10 protein-coding genes are annotated in these 13,446 nt (G+C 63.4%); 2 read left to right on the forward strand and 8 right to left on the reverse strand.

The window, feature by feature from the left end; all coding sequences use genetic code 11:
• Nucleotides 1-51 precede the first annotated feature (51 nt).
• Together JQ600_RS26920 and JQ600_RS26925 are read right to left on the reverse strand one after the other, a co-directional pair.
• Nucleotides 52-546: a RidA family protein gene (locus tag JQ600_RS26920; protein ID WP_312010939.1), complete on the reverse strand. Its 495-nt coding sequence runs from the start codon at nt 544-546 to the stop codon at nt 52-54.
• Between the two features lie 62 nt (nt 547-608).
• A complete protein-coding gene (locus tag JQ600_RS26925) occupies nt 609-1,439 on the reverse strand; it encodes a DeoR/GlpR family DNA-binding transcription regulator (RefSeq protein ID WP_212033172.1) in 831 nt (276 codons plus the stop codon).
• Between the two features lie 252 nt (nt 1,440-1,691).
• Between JQ600_RS26925 and JQ600_RS26930 the strand changes: the two genes are divergently transcribed.
• On the forward strand, nt 1,692-2,834 hold the full coding sequence (locus JQ600_RS26930; protein ID WP_212387514.1) for a hypothetical protein: 1,143 nt from the start codon (nt 1,692-1,694) through the stop codon (nt 2,832-2,834).
• 42 nt (nt 2,835-2,876) lie between these two features.
• On the opposite strand, the gene JQ600_RS26935 is transcribed toward JQ600_RS26930, so the two are convergent.
• Nucleotides 2,877-5,606 (reverse strand): bifunctional diguanylate cyclase/phosphodiesterase, encoded by a 2,730-nt coding sequence (locus JQ600_RS26935; protein ID WP_212387512.1) that lies wholly within the window; start codon nt 5,604-5,606, stop codon nt 2,877-2,879.
• A 223-nt stretch (nt 5,607-5,829) separates the two neighbouring features.
• On the reverse strand, nt 5,830-6,021 hold the full coding sequence (locus JQ600_RS26940; protein WP_212387510.1) for a hypothetical protein: 192 nt from the start codon (nt 6,019-6,021) through the stop codon (nt 5,830-5,832).
• 246 nt (nt 6,022-6,267) lie between these two features.
• On the opposite strand from JQ600_RS26940, the gene JQ600_RS26945 reads away from it, so the two are divergent.
• Complete coding sequence (locus JQ600_RS26945) at nt 6,268-6,702, forward strand: BA14K family protein (RefSeq protein ID WP_212262618.1); 435 nt, start codon at nt 6,268-6,270, stop codon at nt 6,700-6,702.
• Between the two features lie 3 nt (nt 6,703-6,705).
• On the opposite strand, the gene JQ600_RS26950 is transcribed toward JQ600_RS26945, so the two are convergent.
• From JQ600_RS26950 to JQ600_RS26965, 4 genes are all read right to left on the reverse strand, one after another.
• A complete protein-coding gene (locus tag JQ600_RS26950; RefSeq protein ID WP_249136113.1) occupies nt 6,706-7,059 on the reverse strand; it encodes an acyl-CoA thioesterase in 354 nt (117 codons plus the stop codon).
• Nucleotides 7,060-7,127: 68 nt separating this feature from the next.
• The gene (locus tag JQ600_RS26955) at nt 7,128-9,224 is read right to left on the reverse strand and encodes a 3-hydroxyacyl-CoA dehydrogenase NAD-binding domain-containing protein (protein ID WP_212387506.1); all 2,097 of its coding nucleotides are present in this window, start codon (nt 9,222-9,224) and stop codon (nt 7,128-7,130) included.
• Nucleotides 9,225-9,226: 2 nt separating this feature from the next.
• On the reverse strand, nt 9,227-10,510 hold the full coding sequence (locus JQ600_RS26960; protein WP_212262625.1) for an acetyl-CoA C-acetyltransferase: 1,284 nt from the start codon (nt 10,508-10,510) through the stop codon (nt 9,227-9,229).
• The gene (locus JQ600_RS26965) at nt 10,510-12,777 is read right to left on the reverse strand and encodes an acyl-CoA dehydrogenase (protein WP_212387503.1); all 2,268 of its coding nucleotides are present in this window, start codon (nt 12,775-12,777) and stop codon (nt 10,510-10,512) included. Before JQ600_RS26965 ends, JQ600_RS26960 begins: the two co-directional genes overlap by 1 nt.
• Between the last annotated feature and the right edge of the window lie 669 nt (nt 12,778-13,446).

The following is a 13,446-nucleotide window of genomic DNA, read 5'->3' on the forward strand; positions in this document are numbered from 1 at the left end:
ATCGGCGCGCGGCGCCGAAAATTGGACGCCACGCACCTTCGCGATGATCGCCTAACCCGCGGCGACGGCCTCGATCTCAAGCAGCCACGCCTCGTCGAAGATTCCGGCGATGACGACGGTCAGCGCGGTTTCCCGGCTGCCAAGCACCTCGCTTCGCACCGCGCGATTGAGCATGGTGTAGCGCCGATCCGCGAGATAGGTCCGGTGCATGACCAGATTGTCCAGCGTCATGCCGGCGGCCTTGAGCTGCGCTTCGACGTTGCTCCAGGCGAGCCTGCACTGCGCTTCAAAGCCCTCGGGCACGGCACCGTCGGCCCCGACTGGAATCTGGCCGCTCACAAAAAGCATCCTTGTGTGACCGGCCACCTCAAGCGCCTGGCTATAACCAGTCGTTGGCACGAGGGCCGCTTCGGAATTGATGCGTCGGATTTGCATTCGGTTCTCCTTTTTCCCGAGAGAACCTCGTGCACCGGCAGGTTCGTCCAGCACAAACCATTTTTTCTGCACTGCTGGATTAGATTTTCTATTCCAGGTCAGAATTCTCATGAAAAGGCCCCGGACGATGCCATTTCATGCTGGAACGAAGTGAAGGTCAGTACTTTCCGCGTCTAGCGCAGCCGCGTGACAGTCGAAGCCGTCTCCGCCACCGGCTCATCGATATCAGGCGCCGGCTTGTCCATCGCCTCGACCACCTCGATGCCGCGGGTGTGGCAGATGTTGGCGAGACCGGCGGGAAGCGCGGCGTCGGTCACGAAGGTCTGGATCTGGCTGAGATGGGCGATGCGCACCGGCGCGCTGCGCCTGAGCTTGGTCGAGTCGGCGACCAGCATCACGCTGCGCGCGTTCGCGATGATCGCCTGCGCGGCCTGCACTTCGCGGTAGTCGAAATCCAGGAGCGCGCCCTCTTCGTCGATCGCGGAGGCGCCGATGATGGCGTAGTCGACCTTGAACTGGCCGATCAGGCTGATCGCGGTCGAACCGATCACCGCGCCATCGGCGCGGCGCACCGCCCCGCCCGCCACGATCACCTCGATGCGCGGATGGCGATACAGCAGCATCGCGACGTTGAGGTTGTTGGTGATGACGAGCAGGTCCTCATGCGAGGTCAGTGCGCTGGCGACCTCTTCCGTCGTGGTGCCGATATTGATGAACAGCGAGCAGCCGTTCGGAATTCGCGAGGCGGCGGCAATGCCGATCGCCCGCTTCTCCTCGGCGGCGACGAAGCGCCGCGCTTCATAGGCGAGGTTCTCGACGCCGGAGGCGATGATGGCGCCGCCATGGATCCGCGTCAGCGAGCGCTGGTCGCAGAGATCGTTGAGGTCCTTGCGGATGGTCTGCGCCGAAACCTCGAAACGCTTGGCGAGATCCTCCACCATCACCCGGCCGAAGGCGCGGGCGATGTTGAGAATTTCAGTCTGGCGGTTGGACAGTCCGGCCACGGGTGGCGCCTCAAGGAAGAAGTTTCTTATGGTGCGGTGGTTTGTGGTTCCGGTCAACGCGGCCGAAACCGGATGCGCCTGACATCATGGTTAACCATCTGTTAAAAAGGCGGCGTTCGAGAGGCATGATAAGCCCATTGGCATTGCGCCAGCCGCATTTTACCGGTGCGATTTTGCCGTTCTTAACGGTTTTGTGATTGCATTGCCGTCGCTAGGCCCGGGAAACGGGCCAGATATCGGAAAATCGCTGCAATGCGGGTCGATCGAATCTGGGAATTCCTCCAGCGGTTGAGCCCGCTGACGCGCAGCTGCCTGCTCACCGAGCTGGAGCGGCTGGAGGCGTGCGGCGTCGACATGCCGGGCACCGCGGACCTGCAGGCCAGGCTGCGGGCCGAACTGCGCCCGGACGGACCGAACGAGACCCCAACGCCGTCGAAATATTTCTTCGCGCCGCTGGAGCCGCTGGTCGTCGCGGGTGCGCCGGAGCATGCCAATACGGGCCGGATTGCGCGGACTTCACTTGTTCCGATCTGGGAATGGATCAACCGCGATCTGCTGCCGATCATGGCCCGCGACTACGAAGGCCAGATGAAGGGGTTTATCGCTTCCAACCGGCCGCGCGACGCGCAACAGGCGGCATCGATCTTCCAGACCAAGGTCGCAAAATCGCTGGAGGGAAATCTGGCTTCGGCGGATGGCGCGGAGCGGGCACGCAAGAAGCTTGCGGCCTACACGGCTTCGCCGTCGGTCTATAGCGACCTCGTCAAGATCATGGGCGCGCTGCGCGCACGCGAGGCGCTGGCAGGGTTCAGCAAAGCCTTGCCGGAAAAGATCCTGAAAATCAACGACGCGCAGGTCGACAAGGTCACGGCGCTGCTGGATGCATTCCGGAAAAAGGATCCCGGCGCGGTACCCTTTGCGCTGGCGCTGGTTGCTGGACGTCTCAAGACGCCCCGCGAGTTGCTCCGTCTTGCCACCAAACCCGCGCGCAGCCGGCGCGCCGTTGATGTTGCTGCCACGCCCTATGCGATATCCGTCTCGATGGTGCTGGACCAGATCGACGACAAACGCATCGCCTTGCGCGTTGCCCTGAAGAAAAACCGTGTCGTCGACGCGCGCGACATCCTGGCCGACATCGACAAGACAGAAGCAGCGGTGCAGGCCGCCATCCGCGAACTCGCTGCCTCCGAATGGGGCGCGCGGCTGCGCGACATCAGGAGCGCGATCGTGGCCGATGTGGAGACCGAAGTGAGCCGGTTTCCCGATGAAGTCGGCCACATCCTGCAACTGCGCGGTGCGCACGGCAATGGAATGTTGTCCGGCCTGGTCTGGAAAGGCCGCGATGCGATCAGCGATAGCGCTGCATTTTGCAAGCGGCTGATCGGTCAGAGCTGAACGCGGCTCCGGCGCTCGCGCGGTCCGCGAGACGCCTTTGAGTTATGTCGCGGTGCGCATGTGGCCGGCTGCATCGCTGCGGCCCAGCAGATTGGCATAAACTTCGATCCGGCGCGGACGGCCGATCAGATAGCCCTGCATTTCATCGCATCCCTCTGATATCAGCGTCCTGAGCTGATCATTGGTCTCGACACCTTCCGCCAGCACCGGAAGTCCGAGCCCGTGCGCGAGACCAATGACGGCGCGAACGATCGCCAGCGATCGATCGGTGCGGCCAAGACTGGCGATAAAGGACCGATCGATCTTGATCCGGTCGAGCGGGAAGCTTTGCAGATAGGACAGCGAGGAATATCCGGTTCCGAAATCGTCCAATGCAATGCTGACGCCCAGCCTCTTGAGGCCTTTCAGCATCAGCGTCGCACGTGCAACGTTCTCGATCAGCACGCCCTCGGTAATTTCGAGTTCGAGACGCGCCGGCGAGATGCCGGTTTCGCGCAGAACATCGCCTACCAATTGCTGCAGATTGCCGCGGCGGAATTGAATCGCCGAGACGTTGACGGCGACCTGCAGCGGCGCCTTCCAGCACGCGGCTTCGCGGCATGCCTCCCGCAAGACCCACTCCCCGATCTCGACGATCAGATCGGTTTCCTCGGCGATCGGGATGAACTCCGCGGGCGGAACGATGCCGCGTTGCGGATGCATCCAGCGCACCAGCGCCTCAAATCCGATGATCTCGCCCCCGGCATGCCGCTGCGGCTGATATTCCAGATAGAGCTCGCCGTTTGCGACGGCCGATTTCAGATCGTGTTCCAGCGCCCGGCGGTCGCGCAACTGCTGATCCATCGTGGCGGTGAAGAACCGTATCGCCCCGCGGCCTTCGTGCTTGGCACGATACAGCGCCGCATCGGCGTTGGCGAACAACGACCGCGCGTCATGGCCGTCGCGAGGATAGACCGCGATCCCGATGCTGAGATCAAGCTCGAAGGAATGGCCGTCGATTTCGATATCCTGGTCCAGCGCGCCGCGCAGCCGGTCGGCGAGCAGCTCCGCACTCGATGGCAGCGGGTCCTGTTCGGTGATCGCGATGAATTCGTCGCCGCCGATCCGCGCCAGGAAGGCGCCCTGTGACGCCATCTGCAGACGCCGCGAAGCTTCGCGCAACGCCGCGTCGCCCATCGAATGCCCGAACAGGTCGTTGATCTGCTTGAAGCGGTCGAAATCGATGCAAAGGACCGCGAAGCTTCCGCTGCGTTCCCGGGCCGCGTCGAGCACCTTCGAAAAATGACCATCCAGCGCGGCGCGGTTCGGCAGATCCGTCAGCGCGTCATGCCAGGCCAGATGCAGGATCCGCTGTTCCGCGCGCTTGCGATCGGTCATGTCGAACGCCACCGCAACGCAGGCATCGCGGCCGTTGTAGCGCAGCGGGCGCGCCTCGATCGCCACCTCGATTATTCTTCCATCGGCCGTGACGTGTCGGCGGGTATCGTGCGCCGTCTGCATGCCCTGATGCTGCCGGAATTCGTCGCGAACCTTCCTGATGTCCTCCGGAACACGCAGATTCTCCACGTTCATCGACAGCATCTGCTCGCGAGAGTAGCCGTAGTGCCGGCAGGTCGCGGCATTGACGGCCAGAAGCTCGAGCGTATTGACGTCGGCCACCCACATCGGGAGCGGATTCTCTTCGAACAACAGGCGGAACGAGGCTTCGCGACGCCTCAGATCGGTGATGTCTTCGTGCGTGGCCACCCAGCCGCGATCCGGCATCGGCCGGTGGTAAATCCGGACAACGCGGCCATTGGCCAGTTCAACAACCGAGTCGTGCTGCTCCGCGCTGACGGCAAGCTGATCGCGCCAGGCGAGGTATTCGTCCACGGTCATCGCGGGATGGCTTCCCGCCTCGTAACGCAGCTGGACGATCTCTCTGAGCGAGATACCAGGTTTGACGCTGTCCGGCGGCAAATCGTACATGTCGACGTAGCGGCGGTTGCACACAATGAGCCGCTGCGCACCGTCGAAGAAGCAAAGTCCCTGCGACATGTTGTTGAGCGCCGAATCGAAACGGTCGGCGATCTCGCGCGCATTGGCTTGTTCCGTAAGGGCAGCCACCTCGGCGCTTCGCGCCCGCTCGCCTTCGACGGCGAGGTCCGCGCGCGAAGCGACGAGATTCACCAGATCGGAGTAGTTGGTGTTGATCATCCGGATCAACAGCACCACCAGCATGCAAAGATTGATGCCGATGCAGACGTGCAGTGCTTCACCCGAGATCAGTAACCGCAGCGAGATCGGAACCGCCGAAATCAGCAGCGTGAGCCGGGCGGCACTCGGGAAACTTCCGAGGCAGTAGGCGCTTCCGACCGAACCCAGGAAAACCAGCAGCGCCAACGGCGCGCGCGAGTCCGCCTCGACGCTGTCGAACAGCACCAGGGTCCAGACCGCGAAGACGGCGTTGAGCGCGGACGCCAGGATGCGGGTCTTGAACAGATGCTTCAGCGCCTGTTCGGCTGTCGGCACCACCTTCCGGAGCTTGATCCAGTAGATCATCCTGATCACGCTGATCAGCAGCAGCGCCCCCGGTACACCGAAGCGGAACCAGAGCGGCAGCGAGGCCGGCAAGACGTAGGAGACGCTGACGCTCTCGACAATCAGCACGCCGTAGAGGACGGGAATTTGGCTCGTCAGAATGCGGAACTGCTCGATGAGCAACGCACCGCCCGCCGGTGTGGCGGCGCTGCCGATGTAAAACCACCGTCGAAAATACCTGCGAATGTTCATCAGGGCGCCATACCGATTGGTCGGCAAGGCTAGCGGGGGGAAGGAAATTGCGCGTAAAAAACCTTGGTAAAGGGTGAGCTTAAAATCGTCGGAAATCAGCGCAGTTCCAACGCGCTGCGCTGTCCATCAGGCGGTGAACCTGGCCGGTATTAATACGGACCGGAAATGCCGAATCTACGCCGCCGGCCTTTCGGCGCTTCTGAATATCGCAGGGACGGCCGCTTCACGCGGCCAGCGTCAGAACGCCGGCGGCAAGACGTCTCGCCGCGCGCTCGGCTTCGCGCGCGTTGCGGAACAGCTGGCCTTCCAGCTGGTCGAAACGATGAGAGGCCGCAAAGAAACGATAGCCGCCGGGGCCACGCACGACGATCCCGGCGGTCTGCGAACCGACTTCGATAATGTAGGTATCCGACATATTATCCAGCCTCGATGGCATTCCGCGCAACTAACGGAGCGTCTGCCGAAATGTTCCTCAGACCGGACAGCCGCGCCTGCACGGAAACGTCATCGACGATTGTCTGGCGAATCAGCGCCCGGCAAGGCCGGTTCAATACGGATTCGTGGGACAAACGGCCCCTCCGCGGGCTTGACCTGCGGCAAAGTCGCCGCCAGTGTTCCCCGCGAATCCAGTGATTTGCGACAAACAGGCCGGAGAACGGACATGGTATCGAAATTGGCGGTTACGACGCTTCTGGCCCTCGCGATTTGCGCACCGGTCCAGCAGGCCGCCGCGCAGGATGCGATCGGCGGCGCGATCGTCGGCGGCGTGCTTGGCGGTGTCGTCGGCGGCGCCCTCGGTGGACGCGGCGGCGCGGCGGCAGGCGCCATCATCGGCGCCGGCACAGGAGCTGCGATTGCATCCCAGGGCGAGCCCCGCCCGGGCGGTTACCGCTATTACAACAACGGCTGCTATGTGGAGCAACCCGGCGGCTGGGTGGCCGTTTCGCCGCGTTATTGCGGCATGGAAGCGCAATACGTCGCGCCGCCGCCGGCCCGGGTTTACGACGACACGCCGCGCTGCATGCGCTCGCGGAGCTATGATCCGCGCCGCGGCACGTTCATCGGCCGTGACGGCTACGAGCGTCCCTGCCCATAAGACTCAAGTCGAGATTGGAGCCCCCTCACGCTTGATGGCTTGAGGGTGGCCCTGCTCGTCGATCGAGACGTAGGTAAAATTGCCGTCGGTCACCAGGATCGACAGCCTGTCTTCGCGGCGAAGCGACCACGCCTCGAGATGGACCGTGATCGAGGTCCGGCCGATCCGGACCAGATTGGCGTGCACCGAGACGAGGTCGCCGACATAGACGGCCTTGCGAAAATTCATCGCATCGATCGCGACCGTGACGGTGCGGGACTTCGCGATCTTGGAAGCAAACACGCCGCCGCCAATATCCATCTGGCTGAGCAGCCAGCCGCCAAAGATGTCGCCATTGGCGTTGGTATCCGCGGGCATCGCCAAGGTACGGATGCAAAGATCGCCGCGCGGCTCGGTTTCGGTGCTCAGGGGAGCATGCGTCTCGTTCACTTGAAATTCTCCCAGCCGGCATCGGGCGTGAATCTGCCGCCGAATTTTTCGGTGAGCGCGCGCAGGGTCGCGACCACATTATCCACGCCGCGAGTACGGGCATAATTCAGCGGGCCGCCACGGAACGGCGCATAACCAGTGCCGAAGATGACAGCGCCGTCGACCACATCGGCATTGTCGACGATGCCTTCGTGCAGGCACGCGACGCAGACATTCGACATCGGCAGCATCAACCGATCGATCATTTCGGCCGATGGCTCCGTCGTGGATGGCGCGGACGAAGACGTGTCCGCCTTGCCGTCCTTCCAGACATAAAATCCCTTGCCGGACTTGCGGCCGAGTTCGCCCTTGGCGACCTTTTCGCGCAGCCATGCCGGCGTCGGCGGCAGGGCGTCGCCGAATTTCGAGCGCAGCATGTCGCCGACATCGAGGCAGATATCGAGGCCGACCTGGTCGGCGAGTTCGATCGGGCCCATCGGCATGCCGAATTTTTTGGCCGCGGCGTCGATGACCGATTTGTCGATCTTCTCGTCGAGCATCACCATGGCTTCGAGCATGTAGGGCGTCAGCGCGCGGTTGACGAGGAAGCCCGGCGAAGACTTGACCGGCAGCGGCAGGCGGTCGATGGCGCCGACGAACGCCAGCGCCTCCTTCAACAGTTGCGCATCCGTGCCGTCATGACTGACCACTTCGATCAGCTGCAGCCGCGACACCGGATTGAAGAAATGCAGGCCGAGCAGCCGCTCGGGCTTTTGCAGACTGGTGCGCAAATCCTGCAGGGGAATACTCGACGTGTTGGTGGCGAGGATCGCGCCGGGCTTCATGATGGGCTCGAGCCCGGCATAGACCTTCTGCTTCAGAGCGAGCTTTTCCGGCACCGCCTCGATGATGAGATCGGCGCTGCGGACACCCTCGCCGCCCATGTCGGGTATCAATCGATCCAGCGCATCGCGCACGCTGGTGCGCTTGCGCAGGATCTTGCCGAACAAGTCAGACGCGCGCTTGATCGCGCCGGCGATCGGCTCGGGCTTCATGTCGGCCAGCGTCACCCGCATATCCTGACCTGCACACCAGGCCGCGATATCGCCGCCCATCGCGCCCGCGCCGATGACATGAACGTGGTTGATCTTGTTGCCGCTGCCGGCGAGCTTCTTCATCTGCTCGCGCAGGAAGAACACCCGGATCAGGTTCTGCGCCGTTGGCGTCACCATCAATTTGGCGAACGACGCCTGTTCGGCCCGCAGCATGCCGTACCTGTCACCGCCATAACTTTCCCAGAGATCGATCAGCGCATAGGGCGCGGGATAATGTTCCTGCGGCGCCGCCTTGGCCGCCTCGCCGCGCATCCGCGAGGCGAGGAGTTTGCGCACCGGCTCCCAGTTCAGGACCGAGGTGAGCAGGCCAGGTGCGGCGCGCTTCAGCCGCCCGAACACGGCATCCTTCACCGCGCTGCGGACGTGCCGCTCCTGCGTCACCGCGTCGACCAGACCCAGCGATTTGGCCTTGCGCGCGTCGATGGTCTTTCCGGTCAGCATCAACGGCATCGACTGCATCGGATTGACCAGTTGCGTGAAGCGCACGGTGCCGCCGAGACCGGGATGCAGACCGAGCATCACCTCGGGAAAGCCGAAGCGCGCATCATCGATCGCGATCCGCATCTGGCAGGCCAGAGCAACCTCAAGCCCACCGCCAAGACAGAAGCCGTGGATCACGGCGACCGTGGGGATCCGCAGCGCTTCGAGCCGGTCGATGACAGCATGTGCCCGGCCGATTTCGGTCTCGACGGACAGCACATCGCTCGCACCACGAAACGCGTTGACATCAGCGCCGGCGATGAAGCCGGATTCCTTCGCGGAACGGATCACGAGGCCCGCGGGCCGTGCGCTTTCGAGTTCGCCGAGCACCTTGCCGAGTTCTTCGATCAGATCCGCCGACAGCGTATTGGCGCTGGCGCCTTCGCGGTCGAACAGCAGCCAGGCGATCCCATCGGAATCGCGGGTCAGCTTGAAATTCTTGTACGGTCCGCCCGCGTCGGGCTTCGGCCCGAGTTCGAGCACGCGATCGCCGAGAACGTCCATGATCCTTGATTCCATGATCACACCGTCTCTATCAGCATCGCGCCGCCCTGCCCGCCGCCGATACATTCGGTGGCGATGCCGCGCCGTGTGCCCAACCGCTTCATGGCGTTGACGAGATGCAGCACGATGCGGTTGCCACTGCAGCCGACGGGATGGCCGAGGCTGATCGCGCCGCCATCGACATTCATTCTGGTCTGGTCGATGGCACCGGCCGCACCGTCGAGGCCCAAAATCTCCTTGCAGAACTTTTCGTCGTTCCAGGCTGCGAGACAGCCCAGTACCTGCGTCGCAAAGGCCTCGTTCAATTCCCAGGTCTCGATATCGCCGAGCGTCAACTCGTTGCGCTTCAACAGTTCAGTTGCCGACAGCACCGGCCCGAGACCCATGATCGAGGGATCGAGCGCCGACCATTGGCTGTCGAGGATGACGGCCTTCGGCGTCAGGCCGTGCTTGGCAACGGCTTTCTCGGAAGCGAGGATCACCCATGACGCACCGTCGGTGATCTGCGAGGAATTTCCGGCGGTGACCTTGCCCCAGGGCCGTTCGAACACCGGCTTCAGTTTTGCCAATGTCTCGGCCGTGGAGTCCGGCCGCACGCCATCGTCATGGTCATAGAATTTGCCGTCGCGGGCAAAAGCGGTTTCGACCTCGCCCTTCAGCCAGCCTTGGCTCTGGGCATTGGCGAGCCGCTTGTGGCTCTCGGCGGCATAGGCATCGGACTGCGCGCGGGTGATGCCGAAGAGATGCCCGACCACCTCGGCGGTCTGGCCCATGTTGAGGTCGGTGATGGGATCCGTCAGCCCGCGTTCGAGGCCGATGATCGGTTTGAAGTAGGACGGCCGCACCTTGAGCGCGGCCATGATCTTTGCGCCGACACCCCGGGCACCGGCAAGGCCGGCGAACCAGCGCACGCCCTGCTGCGGCCAGACCAGCGGCGCGTGGCTCAGCGCCTCGGCGCCACCGGCCAGGATCAGGTCGGAGACGCCCTCGCGGATGTAGCGGTAGCCGGTGTCGATCGACTGCATGCCGGAGCCGCAATTGATCTGCACGGTGAAGGCGACCATTTTTTCGCCCATGCCGAGCCGGAGCGCTGCGACCCGCGCCGGGTTCATCTCGTCGGCAACGACGTTGACGCAGCCCAAGATCACCTGATCGAAGGCGGTGGGCGCAAAGGGCTGCCGGGCCAATAGCGGCCGGCCGCATTGCACGGCGAGATCGACCGGGGTGAAGGGCCCGGGGCCGGAACGCGCTTTCAGGAACGGCGTCCGGCTGCCGTCGACAATAAAAACCGGTCGCGCCATCAGCTCGCCGCCCTCTGCTCACCCAATTCCTGGAAGAATTGATGCACGTCGGCGGCTTTCCTGTAAATCGGCGACAGCGCTTCCGGCGCAAAATCGTCAACCTCGATCACTTTTGCGACAGCTTCATGGGCAGCGGCGAGCTTTTCGCCCTCGGACTGGGTGATGACGCCCTTCTGCACCGCTTCTTTCCAGTCGTGCAGCCGCGCGGCGTGCATTTTCTTTGAAATGTCATCTGCAGCCGTGACGAGCAGGAACGCCTTCTCCAGCCTGAAAACGCCGCGGTCGTCGTCGACATGCGACAAATCAGCCGTCAACCGGTCGCGCGCCGCCGATGGCGACAGCACCAGCTGCGCGCAGAGATGGACGACCCGGTCTGATGGCCCGACCACCCGCGCCCCGAACGGCTGGATCAGGAATTTCAGGATGATTGCGACGAAGCGATTGGGCAGATTATTGAGGATCTCGGCAAAGCGGTTCTCGATCGTCTTGAAGCCGCTCGCCATGCACCATTCCAGTGCGGCGAAATCGGCTTGCTGGCGGCCTTCGTCCTGCCAGCGTTTCAGCGCGGCCGAAAGCAGATAGAGTTCGGAGAGGATATCGCCGAACCGGGCCGAGAGCATTTCCTTGCGTTTGAGCGCACCGCCCAAGGTCAACAGTGCCATGTCGGCGCAGAGCGCGAAGGCCGAGGAGTAGCGCGAGAGCTGGCGATAGAATTTGGTTGCATCACCAGCGTCTGGCGCCGGCGCGAACATGCCAAAGCTCCAGCTGCGGCCCCAGGCGCGGAACATGGTCTTGAAACTATGCCCGACATGGCTCCAGAACGCCTTGTCGAAAGCATCCAGCCCCCTGGCACGATCGGCTTCACCGAGCGCGTTCATCTCGTCGAGCAGATAGGGATGGGCGCGGATCGCGCCCTGCCCGAACACGATCAGATTGCGGGTCAGGATGTTGGCGCCTTCGACGGTGATGCCGACCGGCACCGAGCGATAGAGGTTTCCGAGATAGTTCTGCGGGCCGTCGATGACCGCCTTGCCGCCATGGATGTCCATGGCGTCGTCGATCGCAATCCGCATCCGCTCGGTGGCGTGCAGCTTCATGATGCCGGAAATGACCGCGGGATGACGGCCCTGGTTGAGCGCCGCACAGGTCAGCCGCCGCGCGGCGTCGAGCAAATAGGCCGTGCCGGCAATGCGCGCCAGCGGCTCCTCGATGCCTTCGAATTTTGAGATGGAGATGCCGAACTGCTCGCGGATGCGGGCATAGGCGCCAGAGGTGCGCGCGGCATAGGCCGCGCCCGCGGCCGACAGCGACGGCAGCGAGATGCCGCGGCCGGCGGCGAGCGCGGTCATCAGCATTTTCCAGCCCTGGCCGAGACGTTCCTGGCCACCGATGATGTAATCCATCGGGATAAAGACATCGCGGCCCCAGTTCGGGCCGTTCTGGAACACCTGCATCGCCGGCAGATGGCGCTTGCCGATTTCGACGCCGGGAAGATGCGTCGGGATCAGCGCCACCGTGATGCCGAGCTCTTCCTGCGAACCCACCAGATGATCGGGGTCGTAGGCCTTGAAGGCGAGGCCGAGCAGCGTCGCGACGGGGCCGAGCGTGATGTAGCGCTTGTGCCAGTTAAGGCGCAGCCCCAGCACTTCGCGGTCTTCGAACTGACCCTTGCAGATAATACCGGTGTCGATCATCGAGGCGGCGTCGGAGCCGGCTTCCGGACTGGTCAGCCCGAAGCAGGGAATGTCGCGGCCATCGGCCAGGCGCGGCAGCCATTGCTGCTGTTGCTCTTTTGTGCCGAAGCGCATCAAGAGTTCACCGGGCCCGAGCGAGTTCGGCACCATCACGGTGACGGCGGCGGTCAGCGAGCGCGACGAGAGTTTTCGCACCACCTCGGAATGCGCGTAAGGCGAGAAGCCGAGGCCGCCATACTCTTTGGGAATGATCATGCCGAAGAATTTGTGGCGCTTGATGAAGGCCCACGCCTCCGGCGGCAGGTCGCGCCATTCCCAATTGATCTTCCAGTCGTCGAGCATGGCGCAGAGCTCGTCGACCGGACCATGGAGGAAGGCTTCTTCTTCCGCCGTCAGCGTCGCCGGCGCGTAGCCAAGCAGTTTCGACCAGTCGGGATTGCCCGTGAAGAGGTCGGCGTCCCACCAGACGTCACCGGCCTCCAGCGCCTCGCGCTCGGTGTCGGACATCGACGGCAACACGCCGTGGGCCCAGGAGAAGATCGGCTTGGTGATGAAATCGCGGCGGAAGCTCATGGCGGTCCTCATGAATCGGCGGCGCGGAAGGGCTATTTTAGCTGATGATGCGGGGTTTGGGTGAACACTTCGCCTTGAAAATAGGGCGAAATTGACGCGGACGGGCGGCGGGAGATAACGGCCGTGGGGCGTGTCAGTTCCGGAGCTGAGGGGTAGCGTGCTCGCTCTCCGCCTCGCGTCGTCCCGGCCTTGAGCCGGGACCCATACGCCGCGGCCCATCGGTGAGAACGCTGGCGTCAGATACCTTCTTCAACAACAAGGGCCGCGGCGTATGGGTCCCCCGATGCGCAATTGCGCATCTGAGGCCAAGCCCGGGACGACAGTGAGTGTGTGGCCGCATGTCATCCTAGATGCACGTCCGCATTCTCGCGGCGCATTACGCCCGAGCTTTGCCAGAAATTCCTTACCCTCTTCAATTCAGAGGGCGCAGGGAATGCCGGATGCGCGCTGCACCCGCGGTCTCGTGTGCGATTGTGCAACAAGATGGTGCACACGAGCATACAGGGCAGCGGAGAGCATCCGACATTCCCTGCGCAATGGCTTTACGGCTTATGACGTGCTCTCCCCGGTGAGACGGCCTCTATTGCCACCGTCGCCCCTCGGAAGCGTTGGCTCCCGAAAGACTTGACGCCGTTACGGGCGCCAGGACCACACGCTTTCGCCGTACGC

Source organism: Bradyrhizobium sp. AUGA SZCCT0176, assembly GCF_018130145.1.
Classification (GTDB): domain Bacteria; phylum Pseudomonadota; class Alphaproteobacteria; order Rhizobiales; family Xanthobacteraceae; genus Bradyrhizobium.

What these genes read in the sequence shown, in the direction of transcription:
- JQ600_RS26920 (WP_312010939.1), bottom strand. Translation starts at nt 546, where the DNA reads ATGAGAATTCTGACCTGGAATAGAAAATCTAATCCAGCAGTGCAGAAA.
- JQ600_RS26930 (WP_212387514.1), top strand. Translation starts at nt 1,692, where the DNA reads ATGCGGGTCGATCGAATCTGGGAATTCCTCCAGCGGTTGAGCCCGCTG.
- JQ600_RS26935 (WP_212387512.1), bottom strand. Translation starts at nt 5,606, where the DNA reads ATGAACATTCGCAGGTATTTTCGACGGTGGTTTTACATCGGCAGCGCC.
- JQ600_RS26940 (WP_212387510.1), bottom strand. Translation starts at nt 6,021, where the DNA reads ATGTCGGATACCTACATTATCGAAGTCGGTTCGCAGACCGCCGGGATC.
- JQ600_RS26945 (WP_212262618.1), top strand. Translation starts at nt 6,268, where the DNA reads ATGGTATCGAAATTGGCGGTTACGACGCTTCTGGCCCTCGCGATTTGC.
- JQ600_RS26950 (WP_249136113.1), bottom strand. Translation starts at nt 7,059, where the DNA reads ATGCCCGCGGATACCAACGCCAATGGCGACATCTTTGGCGGCTGGCTG.
- JQ600_RS26955 (WP_212387506.1), bottom strand. Translation starts at nt 9,224, where the DNA reads ATGGAATCAAGGATCATGGACGTTCTCGGCGATCGCGTGCTCGAACTC.
- JQ600_RS26960 (WP_212262625.1), bottom strand. Translation starts at nt 10,510, where the DNA reads ATGGCGCGACCGGTTTTTATTGTCGACGGCAGCCGGACGCCGTTCCTG.
- JQ600_RS26965 (WP_212387503.1), bottom strand. Translation starts at nt 12,777, where the DNA reads ATGAGCTTCCGCCGCGATTTCATCACCAAGCCGATCTTCTCCTGGGCC.